The sequence below is a fragment of the Kribbella shirazensis genome (assembly GCF_011761605.1).
Classification (GTDB): Bacteria; Actinomycetota; Actinomycetes; order Propionibacteriales; family Kribbellaceae; genus Kribbella; species Kribbella shirazensis.
The window spans coordinates 6,389,618-6,413,064 of record NZ_JAASRO010000001.1; the positions used below are offsets into that span (position 1 = coordinate 6,389,618).

The 23,447-nt window shown below is 69.7% G+C and carries 22 protein-coding genes and 1 pseudogene; 3 read left to right on the top strand and 20 right to left on the bottom strand.

What is annotated here, in order from left to right; genetic code table 11:
* Positions 1-30: 30 nt before the first annotated feature.
* The 4 genes from BJY22_RS30765 to BJY22_RS41215 are packed head-to-tail and all read right to left on the bottom strand — an operon-like array spanning position 31 to position 2,598.
* Entirely contained in the window at positions 31-636 is a 606-nt protein-coding gene (locus tag BJY22_RS30765) for a Type 1 glutamine amidotransferase-like domain-containing protein (protein ID WP_167213689.1), read from the bottom strand.
* A complete protein-coding gene (locus tag BJY22_RS30770; RefSeq protein WP_167218870.1) occupies positions 633-1,541 on the bottom strand; it encodes an RluA family pseudouridine synthase in 909 nt (302 codons plus the stop codon). Before BJY22_RS30770 ends, BJY22_RS30765 begins: the two co-directional genes overlap by 4 nt.
* Before the next feature lie 14 nt (positions 1,542-1,555).
* A complete protein-coding gene (gene lspA, locus BJY22_RS30775; protein ID WP_167213692.1) occupies positions 1,556-2,170 on the bottom strand; it encodes a signal peptidase II in 615 nt (204 codons plus the stop codon).
* A complete protein-coding gene (locus tag BJY22_RS41215) occupies positions 2,143-2,598 on the bottom strand; it encodes a TraR/DksA family transcriptional regulator (protein WP_202891331.1) in 456 nt (151 codons plus the stop codon). Before BJY22_RS41215 ends, lspA begins: the two co-directional genes overlap by 28 nt.
* On the opposite strand from BJY22_RS41215, the gene BJY22_RS42660 reads away from it, so the two are divergent.
* Positions 2,597-2,968 (top strand): hypothetical protein, encoded by a 372-nt coding sequence (locus BJY22_RS42660; RefSeq protein WP_202891332.1) that lies wholly within the window; start codon positions 2,597-2,599, stop codon positions 2,966-2,968. The two genes, BJY22_RS41215 and BJY22_RS42660, sit on opposite strands and share 2 nt — an antisense overlap.
* Positions 2,969-3,069: 101 nt before the next feature.
* Here the strand turns inward: BJY22_RS42660 and BJY22_RS30785 are convergent, their stop codons facing one another.
* Positions 3,070-3,345 (bottom strand): DUF167 domain-containing protein, encoded by a 276-nt coding sequence (locus tag BJY22_RS30785; RefSeq protein WP_167213699.1) that lies wholly within the window; start codon positions 3,343-3,345, stop codon positions 3,070-3,072.
* Positions 3,346-3,624: 279 nt separating this feature from the next.
* On the opposite strand from BJY22_RS30785, the gene ileS reads away from it, so the two are divergent.
* Positions 3,625-6,804: an isoleucine--tRNA ligase gene (gene ileS / locus BJY22_RS30790; RefSeq protein WP_167213702.1), complete on the top strand. Its 3,180-nt coding sequence runs from the start codon at positions 3,625-3,627 to the stop codon at positions 6,802-6,804.
* A gap of 29 nt (positions 6,805-6,833) precedes the next feature.
* On the opposite strand, the gene BJY22_RS30795 is transcribed toward ileS, so the two are convergent.
* Positions 6,834-7,310 carry a MarR family winged helix-turn-helix transcriptional regulator gene (locus tag BJY22_RS30795; RefSeq protein ID WP_167213705.1) on the bottom strand — a complete coding sequence of 159 codons (477 nt, stop codon included), beginning with the start codon at positions 7,308-7,310 and terminating at the stop codon, positions 6,834-6,836.
* A 46-nt stretch (positions 7,311-7,356) separates the two neighbouring features.
* Between BJY22_RS30795 and BJY22_RS30800 the strand changes: the two genes are divergently transcribed.
* Positions 7,357-7,932, top strand: a complete 576-nt coding sequence (locus tag BJY22_RS30800) for a pyridoxamine 5'-phosphate oxidase family protein (protein WP_167213708.1) — start codon at positions 7,357-7,359, stop codon at positions 7,930-7,932.
* A gap of 111 nt (positions 7,933-8,043) precedes the next feature.
* Here BJY22_RS30800 and BJY22_RS30805 read toward each other — a convergent pair whose 3' ends face one another.
* The 14 genes and pseudogenes from BJY22_RS30805 to BJY22_RS30870 form a co-directional block, all read right to left on the bottom strand.
* The gene (locus BJY22_RS30805) at positions 8,044-8,793 is read right to left on the bottom strand and encodes a DivIVA domain-containing protein (protein WP_167213711.1); all 750 of its coding nucleotides are present in this window, start codon (positions 8,791-8,793) and stop codon (positions 8,044-8,046) included.
* A 194-nt stretch (positions 8,794-8,987) separates the two neighbouring features.
* Positions 8,988-9,293, bottom strand: coding sequence for a YggT family protein (locus BJY22_RS30810; protein WP_167213713.1), 306 nt, complete (start codon positions 9,291-9,293; stop codon positions 8,988-8,990).
* A 51-nt stretch (positions 9,294-9,344) separates the two neighbouring features.
* On the bottom strand, positions 9,345-9,908 hold the full coding sequence (locus BJY22_RS30815) for a cell division protein SepF (RefSeq protein ID WP_167213716.1): 564 nt from the start codon (positions 9,906-9,908) through the stop codon (positions 9,345-9,347).
* 80 nt (positions 9,909-9,988) lie between these two features.
* Positions 9,989-10,702 (bottom strand): YggS family pyridoxal phosphate-dependent enzyme, encoded by a 714-nt coding sequence (locus BJY22_RS30820; protein WP_167213718.1) that lies wholly within the window; start codon positions 10,700-10,702, stop codon positions 9,989-9,991.
* The gene (gene pgeF, locus BJY22_RS30825) at positions 10,699-11,427 is read right to left on the bottom strand and encodes a peptidoglycan editing factor PgeF (protein WP_167213721.1); all 729 of its coding nucleotides are present in this window, start codon (positions 11,425-11,427) and stop codon (positions 10,699-10,701) included. Before pgeF ends, BJY22_RS30820 begins: the two co-directional genes overlap by 4 nt.
* A gap of 529 nt (positions 11,428-11,956) precedes the next feature.
* A pseudogene (ftsZ, locus tag BJY22_RS41970) lies at positions 11,957-13,177 on the bottom strand (cell division protein FtsZ); the annotation flags it as partial.
* Positions 13,178-13,360: 183 nt separating this feature from the next.
* Entirely contained in the window at positions 13,361-14,101 is a 741-nt protein-coding gene (locus BJY22_RS30835) for a cell division protein FtsQ/DivIB (RefSeq protein ID WP_167213726.1), read from the bottom strand.
* An 18-nt stretch (positions 14,102-14,119) separates the two neighbouring features.
* Entirely contained in the window at positions 14,120-15,580 is a 1,461-nt protein-coding gene (gene murC, locus BJY22_RS30840) for a UDP-N-acetylmuramate--L-alanine ligase (protein WP_167213729.1), read from the bottom strand.
* Positions 15,577-16,665 carry an undecaprenyldiphospho-muramoylpentapeptide beta-N-acetylglucosaminyltransferase gene (gene murG, locus BJY22_RS30845; RefSeq protein WP_167213733.1) on the bottom strand — a complete coding sequence of 363 codons (1,089 nt, stop codon included), beginning with the start codon at positions 16,663-16,665 and terminating at the stop codon, positions 15,577-15,579. The genes murC and murG overlap by 4 nt, the downstream gene beginning before the upstream one ends.
* 22 nt (positions 16,666-16,687) lie before the next feature.
* Entirely contained in the window at positions 16,688-17,938 is a 1,251-nt protein-coding gene (ftsW, locus tag BJY22_RS30850; protein ID WP_167213736.1) for a putative lipid II flippase FtsW, read from the bottom strand.
* A 17-nt stretch (positions 17,939-17,955) separates the two neighbouring features.
* Positions 17,956-19,392 carry a UDP-N-acetylmuramoyl-L-alanine--D-glutamate ligase gene (murD, locus tag BJY22_RS30855; RefSeq protein ID WP_167213740.1) on the bottom strand — a complete coding sequence of 479 codons (1,437 nt, stop codon included), beginning with the start codon at positions 19,390-19,392 and terminating at the stop codon, positions 17,956-17,958.
* Positions 19,389-20,471: a phospho-N-acetylmuramoyl-pentapeptide-transferase gene (mraY, locus tag BJY22_RS30860; RefSeq protein WP_167213742.1), complete on the bottom strand. Its 1,083-nt coding sequence runs from the start codon at positions 20,469-20,471 to the stop codon at positions 19,389-19,391. The genes murD and mraY overlap by 4 nt, the downstream gene beginning before the upstream one ends.
* Positions 20,468-21,859: a UDP-N-acetylmuramoyl-tripeptide--D-alanyl-D-alanine ligase gene (locus BJY22_RS30865; RefSeq protein ID WP_167213744.1), complete on the bottom strand. Its 1,392-nt coding sequence runs from the start codon at positions 21,857-21,859 to the stop codon at positions 20,468-20,470. Before BJY22_RS30865 ends, mraY begins: the two co-directional genes overlap by 4 nt.
* A complete protein-coding gene (locus BJY22_RS30870; RefSeq protein WP_337759523.1) occupies positions 21,856-23,394 on the bottom strand; it encodes a UDP-N-acetylmuramoyl-L-alanyl-D-glutamate--2,6-diaminopimelate ligase in 1,539 nt (512 codons plus the stop codon). Before BJY22_RS30870 ends, BJY22_RS30865 begins: the two co-directional genes overlap by 4 nt.
* Positions 23,395-23,447 lie beyond the last annotated feature (53 nt).

The window sequence follows — 23,447 nt, forward strand, 5'->3', positions numbered from 1 at the left end:
ATTAGATCTAGCTCGGAAATGCGTCTACATCTAGACGAGCTCGTGGTGGTTGCCGTCGACAACCAGAGCCTGTCCGTCGCGCATCTGCAGGTGCGGCACGCCGGTCCGCTCGTAGAGCTCAGCGACGCGGGCGACCAGCTCGGTCTCGGGGTGACCGGGTGAGTCGAGGTGCGGGACGATCGCGTGGTCGAGTACGCCGAGTCCGTCCCAGAGGACCTCGCCGTCGACGGCCACCACGTCGTCGCACAGCTCGAGGCCGCGCAGGCTGGGTGTCAGGACACACGCTCCGGCGCTGTAGCCGGCGTACACGAGCTGCTCGGAACGGATGAGCTCGGGGAGAGTGCGGTCGGCGCCGGAGCGGGCGAGGGTGGCGCGGAGAACAAACACGTTGCCGCCGCGGACCCAGAGGCCGTCGTACGGCGAGAAGTCCGCAGACTCGCGCAGATCGAGCTCCTCGGGGCGGAGGCCCAGCTCGGTCAGCCAGTGGACCTCGTCGGCGACCTTCGCACGGCGTACGGCCGGATCCTCGGCGTCGATCGCGTTGCAGACGACGGCCACTCGGGCCGCCGGCGGCAGGAGCGCGACGAGGTGTTCGGGGTGATCGCCGAGGCGGAACGACGACAGGTAGAGCTTCACTGGGTGTCGACGAGGAGGTCCAGGGCCTGGTCGAGGTCCTCGGGGTACTGCGAGGTGAACTCGACGTACTCGCCCGTGCCCGGGTGGGCGAAGCCGAGGCGCATCGCGTGCAGCCACTGGCGGGTGAGGCCGAGGCGTTCGGCCAGAACCGGGTCGGCGCCGTACGTCAGGTCGCCGCAGCACGGGTGGCCGATCGCGGACATGTGGACGCGGATCTGGTGCGTCCGCCCGGTCTCGAGGGTGATCTCCAGCAGCGTCGCGTACCGGAACGCCTCGAGCGTCTCGTAGTGCGTCACGCTCGGCTTGCCGCCGGCCACCACACCGAACTTGTAGTCGTGGTGCGGATGCCGGTCGATCGGGGCGTCGACCGTACCGGTGAACGGGTCGGGGTGGCCCTGCACGAGCGCGTGGTAGATCTTGCGCACCGTGCGCTCCTTGAAGGCGCGCTTCAGGACGGTGTAGGCGTACTCCGTCTTCGCGACCACCATCAGGCCCGACGTGCCGACGTCGAGCCGGTGGACGATGCCCTTGCGCTCCGCCGCGCCGCTCGTGGAGATGCTGAACCCGGCGCCGGCCAGGTGCCCGATCACGGTCGGGCCGGTCCACCCGGGCGACGGGTGCGCGGCGACACCGACCGGCTTGTCCACGACGATGATCTCGTCGTCGTCGTACACGATCCGCAGGTTCTCCACGGTCTCCGGAACGACGGTCACCTCGGACGGCGGCGGTGGCAGCTCGACATCGAGCAGTACGCCGGCCGCGACCCGGGAGGACTTCGGCGCCGGGGCGCCGTCGACCTGGACCAGGCCGGACTCGATCAGCTCGGCCGCCTTGGTCCGGGACACGCCGAACAGCCGGGACAGCGCCGCGTCCAGCCGCTCCCCCGCGAGACCGTCCGGCACCATCACCGTTCGCGAGCTCACTTGCGCTGCTCCCGGGTCCCGTCGAGCCTGATCCCGCGCAACGTCTGGATCACCAGCAGTACGGCGGCCGACGTCACGGCCATGTCCGCGACGTTGAAGATCGCCCAGTGCGGCGTCTGCAGGAAGTCGACCACATGCCCGTGGAACGGCGACGGCTCGCGGAAGATCCGGTCCAGGATGTTCCCGACCGCACCGCCGAACAGCAGCCCGAAGGCGACCGCCCAGCCCGCCGACCCGAGCTTGCGGGACAGGTAGATCACGCCGGCCGCGACGGTGATCTGGACCACGCTGATGTACGGCGTGTAACCGGAGCCGAGGCTGAACGCGGCGCCGGAGTTCCGGATCAGGTTGAACTTCAGCAGGCTGCCGATCACGTTCACCGGCTCACCGGGCGTCAGATGTGCCAGCGCCAGCGCCTTCGTCAGCTGGTCGAGGACCAGGATCACCAGTCCGACCCCGCCGAACACCACGGTCCACTTCCACGACCGGCCGCCCGGGGGCGACGGAGAACCGGCCGACGAATCGTCGGCCGGCTCCGGTGTGTCTGCGTCCCCCACCTGGTGGGACGAGGCGGGGTCGTCGTTCAGCGGCGTTCCTGGCGTTCTTTGCATGAGACACACAGTGTCGCACGCGGGAACGCCTGCAGCCGACCCTTGCCGATCGGGTTGCCGCAGCTCTCGCAGACGCCGTACGTGCCGTCGTCGATCCTGGTCAGCGCGAACTCGATCTGGTTCAGCATGTCCCGCGCGTTGTTCGCCAGCGACAGCTCGTGGTACCGCTCCAGGGTGGTGGAACCGACGTCCGCCTGGTCGTTGCCCGCGCCGTCGCTACCGTCCCGGAACAGACCCACGATCTCCTGCTCGGCGTCGCGGATCTCCTGCTTGAGGTGCTCGACCTCACTCTCGAGTTCCGTGCGCAGCTCGGCGAGCTCGGCAGCGGTCCACGGGTCCTCACCCGGCTTCACCTTGAAGGTCTCGGCCGTGTGTGCTGCGGACTTCGCCGGCGCCGTCGCCGGGGTCCTGTTCTCGTTCGTCTTCATGGCCACCCTCTTCGTCGTCGCTTTCCTGGCAGGGGTCTTCTTGGCCGGAGCCTTCTTGGCCGCGGAGCCGGTGGAGGTCGCCACCGGTTTCTTCGCGGAAGTCTTCGTAGCCGGCGAGCTCTTCGCCGGCGTCTTGCGAGCCGTCGTCTTCTGGGCGGTCTTCTGGACCGTTTTCCGGGCCGTCTTGTGGGCCGTCTTCTTCTTCGGCTCGCCGGATGCCGAGGCACTCTTCTTGGCCGCGGCGGTGCGTTGGGGGGCGGACTTCTTCCGTGCCGATGTAGCCATGGTCAGCTACCCCCTGCCTTCGTCGGAGACTGGAGCGGACTGGTCGCAAGACAGTAGGTCACGTGCCCATCACGTGCCAGCCTGACGCGCAGACCGTGCAGATAAGGTAGTCGGTTCTTCAAGTCCGCTCGATGTTCCGCGCGTCACAACCGTGTTGCGGACATCACTGTCCGTCACATCTCCGGGTCAATCCAGCAGCCGTTCGAGCCGCGCCCGGATGTCGTTCTCCTCCCCCTCCACCTCGACCAGCTTGTCCCTGCTGGTCGCACCACGCACCAACGTCACCGCGGAGCGCCGTACGCCGAACTCCGCCGCGACCGCCCTCAGAACAGCCTTCGTCGCCTGTCCCTCCACCGCACGGGCTGCCACCGCGACCACCAGCGCCGGCCCGGACGGACCGTCGTACCGGCCGCCGACCGCGGTTCTGGAAGCCCCCGGCTTCACCCGCAGCAGAATTCTCATGCCCGAATTCTCACCTGACCACTGATTAACGATTCGTAGTCACCCGGTACGACGCCGTACACTGACAACCGCGAACCGCAAGGCAGTGATGGGGCCATCACCCCGGAGCCGCCGGAAGAACAGTCCGTAGGGACCTATTAGAACCGGCAGCGTCTCGTTAAGGAAGTGGGTGACCGGACTCCCGGTCACCAAGGAGGGTGGTACCGCGCGGTAGCCAGGCGACAGGCCCGGCACTTCGTCCCTCGTCCAGTAGCAGGACGTGACGAAGGACGCAGAAAGATGGCGGCAGCGCAGAATTTCGGGCACACCTCCGGAACCCCCTGGCGGCAGGTTCCTGCCCAGGTCGACTTCCCCGCGCTCGAGCGGGAGGTGCTCACCCTGTGGGACGAGCACGACACCTTCGCCAAGAGCCTCGAGCAGTCCGCCGGCGGTCAGCCGTGGACGTTCTACGAGGGCCCGCCGACCGCGAACGGGATGCCCGGCACGCACCACATCGAGGCCCGCGTGTTCAAGGACGTGTTCCCGCGCTACCGGACCATGAAGGGCTTCTGGGTCGAGCGCAAGGCCGGCTGGGACTGCCACGGACTCCCGGTCGAGGTCGCGGTCGAGAAGGAGCTCGGGTTCAACGGCAAGCCCGACATCGAGGCGTACGGCATCGCCGAGTTCAACGCCAAGTGCCGCGAGTCGGTCCTGCGGCACGTGGACGCGTTCAACGAGCTCACCGTGCGGATGGGCTACTGGGTCGACCTCGAGCACCCGTACAAGACGATGGACCCGGAGTACGTCCAGTCGGTCTGGTGGTCGCTCAAGCAGGTGCACGACAAGGGCCTGCTGGTCGAGGACTACCGGATCACGCCGTACTGCCCGCGTTGTGGCACCGGTCTGTCCGACCACGAGCTCGCCCAGGGGTACGAGACGGTCGTCGATCCGTCGGTCTACGTCCGCTTCCCGCTGACGTCGGGCCCGCTGGCGGGCAAGGCGTCGATGCTGGTCTGGACGACCACGCCCTGGACCCTGGTGTCGAACACCGCCGTCGCCGTGCACCCCGACGTGCAGTACGTCGTCGCCACCGACGGCAACGAGTCACTGGTCGTGGCCGAGCCGCTGCTGGACCGGCTCGGCGAGGGCTGGACGGTGACCGAGCGGTACGTCGGCCGTGACATGGAGCGCTGGGACTACCAGCGCCCGCTCGAGCTGGTGCCGTTCGACGAGCCGGCGCACTACGTCGTACTCGCCGACTACGTGACCACCGAGGACGGCACCGGTCTGGTGCACCAGTCCCCGGCGTTCGGCGCCGACGACCTCGCGGTGGGCCGCGCGTACAACCTGCCGGTGGTCAACCCGGTGGACACCACCGGTCATTTCAACGCCGACGTACCACTGGTCGGCGGGCAGTTCTTCAAGAAGGCCGACGAGGACCTGGTGAAGGACCTGAAGGACCGCGGGCTGCTGTTCAAGCACGTGCCGTACGAGCACCCGTACCCGCACTGCTGGCGCTGCCACACGCCGGTGATGTACTACGCGCTCCCGTCCTGGTACATCCGCACGACCCAGGTCAAGGACGCGCTGCTGCGCGAGAACGAGAAGACGAACTGGTACCCGGACTCGGTCAAGTGGGGCCGGTACGGCGACTGGCTGCGCAACAACATCGACTGGGCCGTCTCCCGCTCCCGCTACTGGGGTACGCCGCTGCCGATCTGGCGCTGCGGCGAGGACCACCAGGTATGTGTCGGCTCGCTGGCCGAGCTGGGCGAGCTGGCCGGGCGCGACCTGAGCGCCACCGACCCGCACCGGCCGTACGTCGACGACATCACCTTCGACTGCCCGACCTGTGGCGCGGAGTCGCGCCGGGTGCCCGAGGTGATCGACGCCTGGTACGACTCGGGCTCGATGCCGTTCGCGCAGTGGGGCTACCCGTGGGTGGAGGGCTCGAAGGAGAAGTTCGAGCAGACCTACCCGGCGGACTACATCTGCGAGGCGATCGACCAGACGCGGGGCTGGTTCTACACGCTGATGGCGATCGGCACGCTGGTGTTCGACGAGTCGTCGTACCGCAACGTCGTCTGCCTCGGGCACATCCTCGCCGAGGACGGCCGGAAGATGTCCAAGCATCTGGGCAACATCCTGGAGCCGATCCCGCTGATGAACGACCACAGCGCGGACGCGGTGCGCTGGTTCATGGCCGCCTCCGGGTCGCCGTGGAAGGCGCGCGGCATCGGGCCGAACGTGCTGAACGAGATCGTCCGGAAGGTGCTGCTCACCTACTGGAACACGGTCGCGTTCCACGCGCTGTACGCGCGGCTCGCGGACTGGTCCCCTGCCGACGCGCCGGCCGTCGCCGACCGTTCGGTGCTGGACCGCTGGCTGGTCAGTGAGACGCACCGGCTGGTCCGCGACACCGACGAGGCGTACGCCGCGTTCGACACGCAGCGGCTCGGTCTGCTGGTCAACTCGTTCGTCGACGTGCTCTCGAACTGGTATGTCCGCCGCTCGCGCCGCCGGTTCTGGTCCGGTGACGCGAGCGCGCTGGCGACCCTGCACGAGACGCTCGACGTCCTCACCCGGGTGATGGCGCCGCTGACGCCGTTCGTCACCGAGCGGGTCTGGCAGGACGTGTTCCGCCCGGTCACGCCCGGCCTGCCCGAATCGGTCCACCTGACGAGCTTCCCGACGTACGACGAGACGCTCATCGACGACGTCCTGGCGCAGCACGTGTCGATGGCGCGGCGGGTCGTCGAGCTCGGCCGGTCGGCCCGCGCCGAGGCGAAGGTGAAGACGCGGCAGCCGCTGGCCCGGGCGCTGGTCGGGTCGGCCGCGATCGCGGACCTGTCGCCGGAGCTGCTGCGGGAGATCGCCGACGAGCTCAACGTGGGCACGGTCGCGCCGCTGTCCTCGGCGGGCGCGGACCTGGTCGAGTTCTCCGCCAAGGGCAACTTCCGCGAGCTCGGCAAGCGATTCGCCAAGCAGACCCCGGTGGTCGCCGCCGCGATCGCCGCTGCCGACGCCGGCGCACTGGCTGCCTCGCTGAAGGAGTCCGGCACGGCGACCGTCGTGGTGGACGGCGAGGACGTCCAGGTCAGCGAGGCCGAGGTGCTGGTGTCCGAGCGGCCGAAGGAAGGCTGGTCGGTGGTCAACGAGCAGGGCGAGACCGTGGCCCTCGACCTCGAGGTCACCCCCGAGCTCAAGCAGGCGGGGCTGGCCCGTGAGGTGGTCCGCACCCTGCAGGAGGCCCGGAAGAACGCCGGCCTCGAGGTCTCGGACCGGATCAGGGTCTGGCTGACCTCGACCGACGCCGAGCTGACCGATGCCCTGGGCAAGCACGCCGACGAGATCGCCCGCGAGGTGCTCGCCGTCGACCTGGCACAGTCCGCCCCGACGGAGGCACCGGACAGTTCCGCAGAGGTTGCCACCGGCACCGAAGAGGACCTGCAGCTCACCTACTGGCTGACCAAGGCCTGACCCTCCTTCCCGCCCGCGGGCGGGAAGGGTCAACGAGGCGGTCGCACGGCGCGGGCCCGCAAGGACGGGCTCGCGCCCAGCCGGTCGACCACGTCGAGCAGGAGAACGCGCGCCTGCTCCACCTGCTCGTCGCCCAGCGCCTGACGGAGCTCCGCGTCCAGCGCCGCGCGGTGCTTGCGCGCGGCGCTGATCACCGCCTCACCGCGGTCGGTGAGGACGACCTGGCGGGCGCGGGCGTCGTCCGGATCAGGCCGGCGGCTCACGTAGCCGCGGCTGCCGAGGTCCGCGATCGACTTCGAGGCGGCCTGCTGGGTGACGCCCAGCTTCTCCGCCAGTGTGCTGATCGTCACCGCGCCGCCGACCAGATGCTGGAACACCACACCGTCCGCGAAGCGGGCATCCGCGAACCCCTCGGCCGCGAGCCGGCGCTGCAGCTCGTCGGCCAGCGCCCAGCCGGCGAACAACGAGGCCAGTGACAGGTCGGCGTCAGCGGGATCGAACTCCATACCGCGGAATATACAACCTTGGTTGTGCATCGGGTAATCTACAACCATGGTTGTGCAAAAGGAGTTCATGGAGCGAGCGCACAAGATCGTCTGGTGCAGCGTGGCGACGGTCGGTCCGGACAACCGGCCGCGGAGCCGGATCCTGCACCCGATCTGGGAGCTGTCCGACGAGTTGACCGGCTGGATCGTCACGCGCGCGACACCGCTGAAGGTGCGGCACCTGGCCTACAGCCCTTACCTCAGCTGCAGCTACTGGGAGCCCGGTCACGAAGTGGCCGTCGCGGACTGCGCCGCGGAGTGGGTCACGGATGCGGCGACCCGGCAACGAGTGTGGGAGCTGTACCGCGACGCTCCCCCGCCACTCGGCTACGACTTCTGGAGCGTTTTCCCCGCTGGTCCCGCCCCGGTCATGGGGCCTCCCGGCCTGGACCGAGGAGCGCGGGGAGCGCAGCGACCGGAGCGACGAGGGAAGGCCGGGAGTTCCAGCCCCATGACCCGCCGTGACGGAGTCGCGGCACTCAACACGGAATCGCCCTCGCTGCTACGGCTGACGCCGTACCGGCTGCGGCTGACTGATGTGGAGACGCTCAGCGGCCACAAAGTTCCGGCTGTCTGGCCCTGACACACCCTGTCACCGCGAGGGAACCGTGCGTCAGAGGAGTCCAGACATGCCGAAGAGGCGGTGCCGCCGGAAAGCACCGCCTCTTCAGAAAGCTTGCACAGCTGCGACTGCTCAGACGCCGTGACCGTGCGCCTGCGCGCGCGCCTCGGGCCGGAAGCCGTTGCGCGGGCTGAGCGTGTCGTCGCCGTTCCCGAGCGCCTTGAGCTGCTCGGTGAAGTACGTCTTCAGGCGGCTGCGGTACTCACGCTCGTACGCGTGCAGGTCGTCGATCGTGCGCTCGAGCTGGCCCTTCTGCTTCTCCAGGGTGCCGAGCATCTGCGCGCGCCGCTCGGCGATCTCGCCGTCGAGCTTCTCGGCGCGGGCACGGGCCTCACCGGTCATCCGGTCGGCCTTGCCACGCGCCTCGTTCTCCAGCCGCTCCGCCTTGGCGCGGGCCTCGCCGATGATCTTGTCGGCGGTGTCCTTCGCCTCCTGGACCAGGTCGTCGGAGTGCTTGGTGGCCATCTCCAGCAGCCGTACGGCCGAGCTGGAGGCGTCACCGACGGTGCCGGCCGCCGCGGCCGCACCGGGAGCAGCCACCACCGGCGGCTTCTCCTCAGGCTTCTCGACCACGACCGGGGGCTTCGGCTGCTGCACGACTGGCGGCAGCGCGGCGGTCTGGTCGACCGGTCGCTGCTGGTCCGCACCCGCGCGCTGGGCCGCCGCGAGCTTGGCCCGCAGCTCCTCGTTCTCGGCGAGAAGTCGCTCGAGCTCGGCTTCGACCTCGTCGAGGAAGGAGTCGACCTCAGTGACGTCGTAGCCCTCCCGTAGTCGGACGGGCGTGAACTGCTTCGAGCGGACGTCATCCGGCGTCAGCGGCATCTTTCACCTCGTTTGTCTGTGTCTTGGCGGAGTCCCCGTGGCCCTCGCCTTGGCGACTCAGTAGATCACGTTATCGCTTCGTTGTCTTATGACGGAATCGGGGCTGGCGACAACGGCCCCGAACCCGCGGGGCAACCCGGTAATGCTGCCCCTTTTCCGAGACTCTACCTACCCAGTCGGCGCCGTCCTCACCCTCACAACGACCGAAGGGCCGTCGAGTTGATGGCCATCGCCACCGAAACCATGACGAACAGCATCAACATCGACAGGTCGATCCGTATCCCGCCGGCCCCGATCGGGGGCAGGATCCGCCGCAGCGGCTTGAGGAACGGGTCGGTGATCGAGTAGATCAGCTCGAACAACAGCAGCAGCGGGCCCTTCGGGTGCCACTGCGGCGCGAACATGACGATCAGGCTGAGTACGAACCGTGCCACCAGCACCAGGAAGAAGGCGAGCAGCACGTAGTACAGAACGATGAGGACGAGCGCTAGAGCATCCATGTCGTCAACGAGTGTAGAAGACGCCCGAAGCGCCGTCCGCCACCCAGAGCGTCAGCTCTGGTTGTAGAACCCGTCAGCGGCGATCTTTTCCTTCTCCTCCGCGGCCACCGTCACGTTCGGCGGGCAGACCAGGAACACCTTGGTGGTGATCCGCTCGATCGAACCCCGGCAGCAGAAGATCAGCCCGGCCGCGAAGTCGACCAGGCGCTTCGCGTCGGCGTGGTCCATCTCGGTCAGGTTCATGATGACGGGCGTGCCGTCGCGGAAGTGCTCACCGATGACGCGCGCCTCGTTGTAGCTGCGCGGGTGCACGGTGGTGATGCGGGCCAACTCGGTAACCTCCGGGGACGGCGCGACCCCGCGCCGGTCTGGGAACTTGCTGACCGTGGCGCCGCCGCCCTGATCCGTTCGGTCCGGGCGCTCCTCGCGGTGCTCCCGGGGCTCGCGGCTCTCCCGGCCGGCGGGTACCGGCTCGGTCTCGTGGGAGTCCCCGTCGACGGCTTCGTCCGCGTCGTCGTACTCGTCGTACTCGTAATCGTCGTACCGCGCGTTGTAGCGCTCCCCGTCCTCGACCAAGCCGAGGTACACACCCATCTTGCGCAGTGCGCCGCTCATGGCCCTCCAGCACCTCGATCCGGTTCGACGACAACTCAGGTACAACGGTGAGCAGGAAGGAAACCCGCTCGATGTCGACACTAACCCAGCGGAGTGCGCGTACCGAGTAATGCGCGCCCGAGCCGAACGTGTGTCGCACCGTGCTTGATCGCCGCCTCCAGATCGCCGGTCATCCCGGCGGAGATCCAGTCCGCCCCGGCGTGATCGGAGCGTAGTCGCGACGCTACGTCCCGCAGCCCCGCGAAGGCCTTCTCCGGATCCGAACCCAGCGGTGCGACGGCCATCACTCCGCCGAGTTCGAGACCGTCCGCGGCGGCGATCGCGGCGGCGAGTTCGGGTACGTCGACCGGCTCGACACCGCCCCGGCTCGCGCCGGTCGCCGCGTCCGCGGAGCCGTACGCCGAGAGGCTGACCTGGATCAGGCAGCGCACCGTCTTCTCCTCCGCGACCGCGGCCTTCGACAGCGCCTCGGCCAGCGACGGCCGATCGACCGAGTGCACGACCGATGCGTGCCGCACGACCGAGCGTGACTTCTTCGACTGCAACTGGCCGACGAAGTGCCAGTGCAGCTCCGGGCAGTCGGGCGCCTTCGCCTTGAGTTCCTGCTCGCGGTTCTCCCCCACGTCGGTCACCCCCAGGTCCACCAGCGCCCGCACGTCGCTGATGGGGAAGGTTTTGGTGATCGCCACGAGGGTGACCTCGTCCCGGGCCCTCCCGGCCGCCTGACAGGCCTTCTCGATCCGTTCCTCGACCTGCTCCACGTTGGCCCGCAGTTCGTCAGCGCGACTGGTCATGCCACGACCCGCTTGATCAGTCCGGCCATCCGGCCGCTCTCGGGGCCTTCGCGACGGTACGAGTACAAGTCGCCGGATTCGATCGTGCACGCGGTCGCGTCGACGACCTCGACATCGAGCTCGGCCAGTTGCGCCTTCACACCTGCGGCGACGTCGAGCGCGGGAGTCCCCCAGCTCGTCTCGGAGTACGACGCCGGCACCCGCTCGGCGACCTCGGTGCGCATCTCCTCGGGGACCTCGTAGCAGTTGCCGCACGCGTACGGTCCGAGGACCGCGGTGATCCGCGACGCACCGAGTTCGCGCATCGCGTCGACGGTCGCCGGGACGATGCCGGCGTACATGCCCTTGCGGCCGGAGTGCGCCGCGCCGATCACGCCGTCACCGGACAGCAGCACCGGCAGGCAGTCCGCGGCGCGGACGGCGAGGACGACGTCGGACCGTGTCGTGACCAGACCGTCGGCTCGCGGCATCGGCTCGAGCGGCAGGTCGTCGTCCTCGCGGACGACGTACACGTCCCGGCCGTGCACCTGGCTGACCCGCACCACGTGGTCGGCCGGTACACCGAACTCCGACGCGATCAGCCGGAAGTTCGCGATCACACCCTCGGCGTCCGGACCCGACGCACTGCCGAGATTCAGTTCGCCGTACGGCGGTTGGCTGGCGCCGCCGTACCGATCGGTGAAGGCGACCCGGGCGGCGGAAAGTACCTCGTCGTAGCCGAACACGAACAAAGGCTACCGGGCCGGACGCCCCTTACTTCAGGAAGTCCGGGATGTCGAGGTCTTCCTCGGGCTCCTGCTTCTTCGGGCGAGCGGTGGCGCCGGACTGGCCCGCGCCGGTGCCGGTGCTGCCTGTGGTGCTCTGGCCGGCGTTGCTCGGGCCGTTGGTCGGCCAGGAGTGCTGGGTCGACGGCGAGGCCGGGGTGTGCGGAGTCGGCTGGGCCGTCTGGCCGGACTGCACCGTGCGGACCGGGTCGCCGGTCTGCGGGCGGGCCGAGTTCGTCGTCCCTGCGCCGGGGCGGGGCTCGGTGGGCGCCGGCACCGGGACCGTGTCGTCGGCCTGGTTGGCTGACGAAGGCGCCGTGCCGGCCGGACCCGACTGCTGGCCCGGGACTGCGTGCGGCGGTGCGGCCTGGGTGGGCTGCGACGCATTGTGCTGACCGGAGGCGGACGGCTGCGCCGCGCCTGCCTGACCTGCGCCCGGCTGGCCGCCGCCGTAGCCGCCTCCTTGGCTACCCCCGGCCTGGCCCGCACCGGACTGACCCGCGCCGGACTGGCCACCGCTGGTGTAGCCGCCTGTCTGGCCTGTGCCGGACTGGCCAGGGCTGGGGTAGCCGCTCGCCTGACCCGTGCCGGACTGGGCTCCGCCGGTGTAGCTGCCGGTGGACTGGCCCGTGCCGGGCTGGTTCGCCTGGCCGGACTGCTGGCTGACGGTCGGGTTGACCGAGGTCGGGGCCGAGTAGTTCTGCGACGACGGGCGCGAGGACTGTGGTCTGGCCTGGTTCATCGCCTGTTCGCGGCGCTTCGGCATGCCGCCGTCGAAGCCGGCCGCGATTACCGTGACCCGGACCTCGTCGCCGAGCGCATCGTCGATGACCGCGCCGAAGATGATGTTCGCGTCCGAGTGCGCCGACTCCGACACCAGCTGGGCCGCCTCGTTGATCTCGAACAGCCCCAGGTCGGACCCGCCGGCGATCGAGAGCAGAACGCCGTGCGCCCCCTCGATACTTGCCTCGAGCAACGGTGACGAGATGGCCGCCTCGGCCGCCGCGACCGCCCGGTCCTCGCCGCGCGACGAGCCGATGCCCATCAGCGCGGAACCGGCGTTCGACATGACCGCCTTGACGTCGGCGAAGTCGACATTGATCAGACCCGGCGTGGTGATCAGGTCGGTGATACCGGACACACCTTGCAGCAGCACCTGGTCGGCCTGCTTGAAAGCGTCCAGCACCGACACCGCGCGGTCGGAGATCGTCAGCAGCCGGTCGTTCGGGATGACGATGAGGGTGTCGACCTCCTCGCGGAGGGTCGCGATGCCGTCCTCGGCCTGGGTCGCGCGGCGCTTGCCCTCGAACGAGAACGGCCGGGTCACGACACCGATGGTCAGCGCGCCCAGCGACCGGGCGATCCGCGCCACCACGGGCGCGCCGCCGGTGCCGGTGCCGCCGCCCTCGCCGGCGGTGACGAAGACCATGTCGGCGCCCTTCAGCGCCTCCTCGATCTCCTCCGCGTGGTCCTCGGCGGCCTTCTGCCCGATCGCCGGGTTCGCACCGGCGCCCAGGCCGCGGGTCTCCTCGCGGCCGATGTCGAGCTTGACGTCCGCGTCGCTCATCAGCAACGCCTGAGCGTCGGTGTTGATGGCGATGAACTCAACGCCCTTCAGACCGTGCTCGATCATCCGGTTGACGGCGTTCACGCCGCCTCCGCCGATGCCGACGACCTTGATGAGTGCCAGGTAGTTCTGCGGTGCCGCCACGTCCGCGCCTCTCGCCTCGTTCGTTCCCGTTGTCCAGCGAAAAGTTCCAGCGAAAAGACTGAACCTCAAGTGGATGGTTAGACTTATGTCAACTTTAGATTACGCCGCACGCTACGGGACGCTTCCCGGCAAAGTCCACGCGCCTCGCCGCCCGTATCGTGATGTGGCCCGTGATGTTATCCGTCACCGCTTTTCCCCTTTGGTGACAGGGAGATCGGGCGCGGAGACGTCGTACACCTTCGCCTGCCGCTTCATCAGCACGCTCAGTACCTCGGCCTTGCGCGCACTGTCATCGGAACTGCCCCAAACGACCTTCACGCCGGAGCTCAGGTTCAGGGTGATCGAGTCCGGCGACGCTGCCGAGATCGATCCCACCTGTGCCCGCAACGTGTCCGGGAGCGCCGCCGACACCGTCACCACGGAGTGGACCGTGACGTCGCGCCGGACCCCGGTCACCTTCGCCTCCGGCAGTCCGGCCGGCCGGTCCGGGACCGTGCGGTACGCCGTACCGGTGGCGTCCACCAGCTCGTACCGCGAGCCGTCGGTGACCACCACGACCGGGACCCGTTCGGTGACGACGATCACGATCTTGCGCGGCCACGCCCGGGTCACCTGCGCGTCCGCGACCGCCGGGATCGTCCGCACCCGGTCCGCGATCGACCGCAGTCCGACCTTCGCCAACGGCGTACCCGTCGGCACCGCGGCGGTCTGCTCGATCGTTGCCACCGGCACCGTGTCCGCACCGCTGATCCGGACCCCGGACACCGCGAAGGCGGAGGAGAAGTAGAACAACCAGACGATCAGCCCGGCCAGCACGACCAGTCCGCCGCCGACGGTCCAGGGCAGCCAGCTCCGCCACCGCACCAGCCGTTGCCGGCGCGCGAACCGCTGCTGTGCCCGAGCCAGATCGACGCTCTGGCTCATTCAACAAACCCCACCCTTTTACTTCACCACAGGGGCGGCGGCGTCTTGCGCAGACTCGCGGATGGCGGCGCGTTCGGCCAGCAAACCAACGACTTCCGGGCCGATCAGCGTCACGTCGCCCGCGCCGAGTGTGACGACCAGGTCACCCGGCTCGGCCAGGTCCACGACCAGCTGCGGTACGGCGGACCACGACGGCTCGAACCGCACCTGCTCCGGCTTCAGCGGCACGTGGTTCGCGATCAGGGCGCCGGTGACACCGGGCTCCGGGTCCTCGCGGGCCGCGAAGACGTCCATCACCACGACCTCGTCGGCCAGCGCGAGCGCCTCGGAGAACTCGGTCGCGAAGATCCGCGTCCGGCTGAACAGGTGCGGCTGGAAGCACGCGATCACGCGGCCCTCCCCCGCCACCTGCCGGGCCGCGGTCAGGTCGACGGCCAGCTCGGTCGGGTGGTGCGCGTACGAGTCGAACACCCGCACACCGTCCTCGAGCCCCTTGAACTCGAACCGCCGCCCGGTCCCGGTGAACGACGCCAGCCCCTCGGCCAGATCCGCCGCGGAGAACCCGAGCCCGAGCCCGACGGTCAGCGCCGCGGACGCGTTCAGCGCGTTGTGCTTGCCGGCCTGCTGCAGGCGCACGACCGGCAGCTTCCGGCCGCGGTACACCGGCGCGAACGTCTGCGTCGCCCCGGTCGCCGTGATGTCGGTGACGTGCAGGTCCGCGTCGCCGGACTCGCCGTACGTCCGGACGTCGATGCCGCGGTCGCGCGCGTACGACGCGAGTTGCCGGGCGCCGGCGTCGTCGTGGCAGATCACCATGAACCCGTCGGGCAGCACGCGTCCGCAGAACTCCTCGAACGCCTTGCGGTAGCTGGCCTCGTCGCCGTAGTTGTCCAGGTGGTCCGGCTCGACCGACGTGACGATCGACACCTCGGGCGAGTAGGTCAGGAACGACTTGTCCGACTCGTCCGCCTCGGCGACGAACAGGTCGCCGGTGCCGTCGTGGGCGTTCGACCCCGACTCGTTGAGGTTGCCGCCGATCGCGTACGACGGGTCCGCGGCGCAGTGCTGCAGCGCGACCGTGAGCATCGACGTGGTGGTCGTCTTGCCGTGCGTACCGGCGACGGCGAGCGTCCGGCGGCCGACCATCACCGCCGCGAGCGCGGCGGCCCGCGGCAGGATCGGGATCCCGGCCTCGCGGGCGGCGACCACCTCGGGGTTGGTCTCGCGGATCGCCGTCGACACCACCACGGTGTCGGCGTCCTTCACGTGCTCGGCCGCGTGACCGACCCAGCAGGTGGCGCCGAGCGCCCGGAGCGCGGCCAGTACCTTGCCGTCCTTGGCGTCCGAGCCGGACACCTCGATCCCCCGCGACGCCATGATCCGGGCGATCCCGGACATGCCGGCGCCGCCGATACCTACGAAGTGCACCCTGCCCAGCTTCTCGGCCGGTAGCAGCGTGTCAGGAGCGGTGACGATCACGAAGCAGACCCCACCACATCGAGGATGATCCGCGCCAATCGGTCGTCGGCGTCGGTCCGGATGACGCCCTGGGCAGCAGTGGACATGGCTGTCAGACGCCCGCGGTCGAGCAGAAGTTGCGGCACGTTCGCCCGTACCCAGTCGACGGTCAGCTCGGCGTTGTCGATCAGTACCCCGCCGCCGGCGTCGACGACCGGCTTCGCGTTCAGCCGCTGCTCGCCGTTACCGATCGGCAGCGGAACGTAGATCGCGGGCAGGCCGACGCCGGACACCTCGGTGACGGTGTTCGCGCCCGAGCGGCACACCACCAGGTCCGCGGCGGCGTACGCGAGGTCCATCCGGTCGACGTAGTTCAGGACGACGTACGGCAGCGGGCCGGTCCGCGGTACGTCGAGGGTGTTCTTCGGGCCGATCGCGTGCAGGACCTGGATGCCGGCCGCCTGCAGGTCGGCGGCCGCACCGGAGACCGCCTCGTTGATCCGCTGCGCGCCCTGTGAGCCGCCGGTGACGAACAGCGTCGGGGCGTCCGGGTCGAGGCCGAAGAACCGCCGGGCCTCGGCGCGCAGCGCGGCCCGGTCCAGCGTCGCGATCGCGCGCCGGATCGGCAGGCCGACGTACTCGGCGTGCGGCAGCTCGGTGCCCGGGAACGACGTCTTCACGTGCTGCGTGCAGTAACGGGCCGCGAACTTGTTCGCGATCCCCGGCACGGCGTTGCCCTCGTGCACGACGATCGGGGTCTTCCGCCGCCAGGCGGCGACGTACGCCGGGGTGGACACGTACCCGCCGAAGCCGACCAGCACGTCGGCCTTCGCCTCGTCGAGGATGCGGCGGGCGGCGCTGACCGAGGCGAGCATCTTGCCCGGTACGGCGAGCAGCGCGGGCGTGGGCTTGCGCGGCAGCGGCACCGGCGGGATGAGCTCGAGCCGGTAGCCGGCTTCCGGGACGACGCGGGTCTCGAGGCCGCGCTCGGTCCCGAGGGCGAGGATCTCGACCGTCGGGTCGAGCCGGCGCAGGGCGTCCGCCGTGGCGATCAGGGGTGAGGTGTGACCGGCGCTACCGCCACCGGCCAGGACGATGCTGGGCAAGGCTTCCAACGCTCCCGCGGGTTCATTTGTACGACATACGCCGCGAAGGCAGCCACCCGAACCGGGGCCGCCGGGCTTCTTTCAGGGCGGCCTGCGCGCCGGGCTCGGCCTTCGCGAAGGACAGCAGCATGCCGACCGCGATCAGCGTCGGCAGCAGTGCGGAACCACCGTACGACAAAAGCGGGAGCGGGATACCCACGATGGGTAGCAGTCCGATCACGGCGCCGAGGTTCACCAGCGTCTGCGCCATGATCCAGATGGTGATCCCGGCCGCCGCGTAGCGGACGAACGGCTCGGTGTTCCGGGTCGCGATCCGCACCCCGGCGTACGCCAGCGTGAGGAACAGGGCGAGCACGGTGAGCGACCCGACGAGGCCGAGTTCCTCACCGATCACCGAGAAGATGAAGTCGGTGTGCGCCTCCGGCAGATTGCCCCACTTCTGCCGGCTGTTGCCGATCCCGACGCCCCACCAGCCGCCGGTCGAGAGCGCGTAGAACGAGTGGTACGCCTGCCAGCCGACCGCGGTCGGATCCGCGAACGGGTCCAGGAACGACGTCACCCGCTCCATCCGGTACTTCTCCGCGTTGACGAAGTACGCCGCCACCGAGCCGACGACGACGATCGTCGCGACGAACAGCCGGGTCGGCGCGCCGATGATCCAGATCAGGCCGATCATCACGGCCATCAGGACCAGCGCGGTCCCGAGGTCGTGCTGCCCGACCACCAGCGCGATCACCAGGCCGCACACCGGGACCATCGGTACCAGCAGATGCTTCCACTGGGTGAGCAGCTTCTCCTTGCGCGCGTACAGGTCCGCGCACCACATCACCATCGCCAGCTTGGCGAACTCACTCGGCTGGATCTGCAGCGGTCCGCCGAGGTTCAGCCAGTTGGTGTTGCCGTTGACGCCGACGCCGAGGCCCGGGATGTAGGTCAGCACCAGCAGGAACACCGATCCGAGCAGCGCGACGTACGCCAGCATCCGGAAGTGCCGCGGGGTCATCCGCGAGGCGACGTACGCCATCGGCAGTCCGACGCCGACCCAGATCAGCTGCCGGACGAAGATCGTGTAGCTGTTCCCGTTCGCGCGCAGCGACAGCACGCTGGACGCCGACAGCACCATCATCAGACCGAGTACCAGCAACAGGCCGGTCGCCCCGAGCACGATGTGGTACGACGTCAGCGGCCGGTCCAGCACGTCCCGGATCGCCGCGACCCAGGCACGGTCACTGGTCTGCTTCTTCTCGTCCGGCCGGTCCGCGATCGACGTCACGCGATCACCACCCGAGATCAGTCGTCCAGGGAGCGGACGGCGTCGGCGAAGGCGTCGCCGCGGGCTCCGTAGTTGGCGAACATGTCCCAGGATGCGCAGCCAGGCGCGAGCAGCACGGTGTCACCCACCTGTGCCAGCTTCGCCGCCTCCCCCACCACGATCTGCATGGCTCCAGTGTCCGTTGCCCCGACGACGATCCTCGGGACATCCGGTGCGTGTCGCTCGAGAGCTTGCGCGATCACGTCCTTGTCCTGGCCCAGCAGGACGACGGCGCGCAATCGTTCGCGGGCCGCGATCACCAACTCGTCGAAGGTCGCGCCCTTGGCCTGCCCGCCGGCGATCCACACCACGTGCTCGTACGCGAGCAGCGACGCCTGCGCGGCGTGCGGGTTGGTGGCCTTCGAGTCGTCGACGTAGTTGACTCCGGCAACGTCCGCGACGTGCGCGATCCGGTGCTTGTCCGGCCGGAATCCGCGCAGCCCGTCGCGGATCGCGGTCGCCGGTACGCCGAACGCCCGGGCCAGCGCGGACGCGGCCAGCGCGTTCGCGACGTTGTGCGGTGCGGCCGGCGTGATGTCGGACAGGCTCGCGAGCTCCAGCGCCGACGTCGCGCGCTGCTCCACGAACGCACGGTCGACCAGCAGGTCGTCGACCAGGCCGACCATCGAAAGCCCCGGCGTGCCGAGGGTGAAGCCGATCGCGCGGCAGCCCTCGATCACGTCGGCTTCCTCGACCAGGTGCTCGGTGGCGGGATCCGCGACGTTGTACACGCACGCGACCTGGCAGTTCTCGAAGATCCGGCCCTTGTCCCGCGCGTACGCCTCGAGCGACCCGTGCCAGTCGACGTGATCGGGCGCGATGTTGAGTACGGCGGCCGAGTGCGCGGACATCGAGTGCGTGAAGTGCAACTGGTAGCTGGACAGCTCGACCGCGATCACGTCGTACGGCTCGGGGTCCATGACGGCCTCGAGCAACGGCAGGCCGACGTTGCCCGCGGCAACCGCCCGGTGGCCGGCCGCCTGCAGGATCGCGGTCAGCATCTGCACGGTCGTCGTCTTGCCGTTGGTCCCCGTGATGCACAGCCAGGGCGCGGCGTTCGCCGGGTCGCGCAGCCGCCAGGCGAGCTCGATCTCGCTCCAGATCGGGACGTTCCGCTCGGCCGCCTGGGCGAGCAGCGGGGCATGCGGCGGTACGCCGGGAGACGTGACGACGACGTCGGCGTCCTTCGGCAGCTCCGCCGTACTGCCCGGGCCCAGCGTGACCGTGGCGCCGAGCGTCTCGAGGATCTGCGCCTTCTCGCGCAGCGCCTCGGTGTCGCGGTCGTCGAGCACGACGAGGTGCTCCGCTCCGGCCTGGAGCAGGGAGTCGGCGCAGGCGTAGCCCGCAGTACCGAAGCCGAGGACGACGAACCGGGTGGTCGCCCAGCCGTCGGACGTGCGGGTTTGGAGGCTCATCCGGTGACCCATTCCGCGTAGAAGATGCCGAGGCCGATCACCACGCACAGGCCCTGGATGATCCAGAACCGGATCACCACGTTCACCTGCTCCCAGCCGAGCATCTCGAAGTGGTGATGCAGTGGTGCGATCAGGAACAGGCGCTTGCCGACACCCGTGGCCTTCTTGGTGATCTTGAAGTAGCCGACCTGCAGGATGACCGAGGCGGTGACGAGGACGAACAGACCGCCGAGCAGCAGCACCAGCAGCTCGGTCCGGGTCATCACGGCCATGCCGGCCAGCGCGCCGCCGAGCCCCAGCGAACCGGTGTCACCCATGAAGATCTTGGCCGGTGACGCGTTCCACCACAGGAACCCGAACAGGGCACCGGTCAACGCGGCCGCGACGACGGCGAGATCGTGTGGATCGCGTACTTCGTAACACTTCGCGCCGACGCCCTGCGCGGTCGCGCAGCTCTGGTTGAACTGCCAGATGCAGATCAGCGTGTAGGCGCCGAACACCATCATCGACGCGCCGGTGGCCAGACCGTCCAGACCGTCGGCGAGGTTCACGCCGTTCGACATGCCGGCGATCAGCAGCAGGATCCAGATGATCACCAGGATGGCCGGCAGCTCGAGCCAGCCGATGTCGCGGATGAACGAGATGAACGGCGACGCCGGCCGCTGCCCGCGCTCGTCCGGGAACTGCAGCGCGAGCACCGCGAAGATCACCGCGACGAGCGTCTGGCCGGCGAGTTTCGCCTTGCTGCGCAGGCCGAGGCTGCGCTGCCGGAAGATCTTGATGAAGTCGTCCAGGAAGCCGACCGCGCCCATCCCGGCGAACAGGAACAGCACCAGGATCGCCGACGCGCTCGGCGGCGTCATCGTGAAGAGCTTCGCCGCGAAGTACCCGACGATGGTCGCGGCGATGAACACGGTGCCGCCCATGGTCGGCGTACCGCGCTTGACGTGGTGCGACTTCACGCCGTCGTCGCGGATCTCCTGGCCGTAGCCGCGCTTGGCCAGCCACTTGATCGCCCAGCGCGTGCCGATCAGGGTCAGCACCATCGAGACGGCGCCGGCGAACAGGATCGAGATCACCGGTCTGCCTCCAGCAGGGCGTCGGCGAGGCTCCGCAGTTTGGCCGCCTTCGAGGACTTCACCAGGACGACGTCACCGGCGCGCAGCTCGGACCTGAGCAGCTCGAGCGCTTCGGGGATCGTGGCGACGAACGCGGACTCGTTGCCCCACGAGCCTTCCAGCGAGGCGCCGAGGTGGATCGGTTTCGCGCCCTCGCCGACGACGAGCAGGCGGTTGACGTCCAGCCGCACGGCCAGCCGGCCGATCGCGTCGTGCTCCTCGGCGGAGGTGTCGCCGAGCTCGAGCATCTCGCCGAGCACCGCCCAGGTCCGCGCGCCGCGCGACCGGCCGATGGCGACCAGGGACTTCAGGGCGGCGCGGGTCGAGTCCGGGTTGGCGTTGAACGCGTCGTTGATGATCGTGACGCCGTCCGCCCGCTCGGTCAGCTCCATCCGCGCCGCGGACACCCGGGTGGCGGCGTTCAGACCGTCGGCGATCTGCTCCGGCGTCAGTCCGGCCGCCAGCGCCACGGCCGCGGCGGCGAGCGCGTTCGACACGTGGTGCTCGCCGATCAGCCGCAGCTGTACGGCGCCGCTGAACTCGCCGATGTGCAGCGTGAACGCCGGCCGGCCCTCGGCGTCGAGCTTCACGTCCGCGGCCCGGACATCGGCCTCGGGCGCCTCGCCGAACGTGAGCACCTTCTCCTTGGTCCGGCTCCGCATCCCGGCGACCCGGTGGTCGTCGGCGTTCAGGACCGCGGTGCCGCCGGTGGTGACCGCCTCGATCAGTTCGCCCTTGGCCACGGCGATGTTGTCCTGGCTGCCGAACTCGCCGATGTGCGAGGTGCCGACGTTCAGCACCAGGCCGATCCTCGGCGGCGTGATCCCGGACAGGTAGGTGATGTCACCCCGGTGCCGCGCGCCCATCTCCGCGACCAGGTACTGCGTCGACGCCGTCGCCCGCAGCGCGGTCAGCGGGTGCCCGATCTCGTTGTTGAACGAGCCTTCCGGCGACACCGTCTCGCCGTACGGGCGGATCAGCTGGCCGATCAGGTCCTTGGTGCTGGTCTTGCCGGTCGAGCCGGTCAGGCCGATCACCGTCAGCATCGGCAGCTTGCTCATCACCAGCCGGGCGAGGTTGCCGAGCGCCTGCTGGGTGTCGTCGACGACGATGCACGGGCTGCCCTCGACGGGCCGCGTGGTGAACGAGACCGTGACGCCGGCCGCGGTCGCCGAACCGACGAAGTCGTGACCGTCGGCCCGCTCGCCGGGCAGGGCGACGAACAGCCCGCCCGGTCCGGCGTCCCGCGAGTCGATGACTACGGCGCCGTCGACGACGGCCGTCGGGTCCACGCCGACGAGCTCGCCGCGGACGGCGTCGCCGATCTCGCCGCAACTGACAGGGATCACCGGTCTGCCTCCAACAGCTCACGCACGGTTTCGCGGTCGTCGAACGGATGGATCACACCGCCGACGTCCTGGCCGGTCTCATGGCCCTTCCCGAGGACGACGACCGTGTCGCCCGGGCCGGCCAGCTCGATCGCGGACGCGATCGCCTGCCGGCGGTCCCCGATCTCGTGCAGGTCCACGCCCGGCACGGCCTCGCGGGCGCCGGCCAGCGCGGCGGCGCGGATGGCGGCCGGGTCCTCGCTGCGCGGGTTGTCGTCGGTGACGATCACCACGTCCGCGGTCTTCGCGGCCGCGGCGCCCATCGCGGGCCGCTTCCACGGGTCCCGGTCGCCGCCGCAGCCGATCACCGCGAACAACCGGCCCTTGGTCGCACCGCGCGCGGCCTTCAGCGCCAGCGCGACCGCGTCCGGCGTGTGCGCGTAGTCGACGATCACCGCGAGCCCGTCGTGACGGGTGAACCGCTCCATCCGCCCGGGCACCGACGCGTTCCGCAGCCCGGCCGCGATCACCTCGGCGGGGACCTCGAGCTGCCGCAGCATGGCCGTCGCGAGCAGCGCGTTGGCCACGTTGAAGTCACCCGGCAGCCCGATCTCGACGGTCAGCGTCTCCCCCGGCCCCTGGACGTCGAAGACGGTCGTACCGTGCTCCGACCGGTGCCGGTTCGCGACCGTCCAGTCCGCGTCGCCCGTCGTCGAGACGGTGACCAGCGGTACGACGGTCTCCGCGGCGAGCCGGCGCCCGTACTCGTCGTCGATCGTCACCACCGCGACATCACACCGCTCCGGGGTGAACAACGAGGCCTTCGCCCGGAAGTACTCCTCGAACGTCTTGTGGAAGTCCAGGTGGTCCTGCGTGAGGTTGAGGAACCCGGCGACGGCGAAGCGCGCCCCGTCGACCCGGCCCAGCGCCAGCGCGTGGCTCGACACCTCCATCGAGCACGACCCGACCGCCCGCTCCCGCATCACCGCGAACAGCGCCTGCAGGTCGGTCGCCTCCGGCGTGGTCCGGACGCTCTTCACGACCTGGTCGCCGATCCGCGTCTGGATCGTCCCGATCACGGCGGTCGGGCCGAGCTCCCGCAGTACGGAATCCAGCAGGAAGCTGGTGGTGGTCTTGCCGTTGGTGCCGGTCACCCCGAGCAGCCGGAGCTCACTGGTCGGCTCGCCGTAGATCCGCGACGCGACCGCGCCGAGAACGCTCCGGGGGCTGTCCGCGACCAGGACCGGGAGGCCGGTTGCCGCGGCCCGCTCCTGGCCGGCCGGGTCGGTCAGTACGGCGACCGCGCCGGCCTGCCGGGCCTTGGCGACGAACTCCGCGCCGTGTGTGACCGCGCCGGGCAGAGCGGCGTACAGATCACCGGGAAGAACAGAACGCGAGTCGAGGGAGACGCCGGTCACCGTGACCGGCGGCGTTGCCGGAACGGGTGCCGAGAGCTGTGCACGGGCGACGCTCGCGAGGTCGGCGAGGCTGACCGGCACGACGTGCCGTGGCCTGATCGCTGCGACCGCGCCGCCGGCGGCGGTAGGGGTGGACACGGGCCCTGAGGCTACCGCTCCGGACCCCGTGACTCCTACCTGACCCTGCGTCA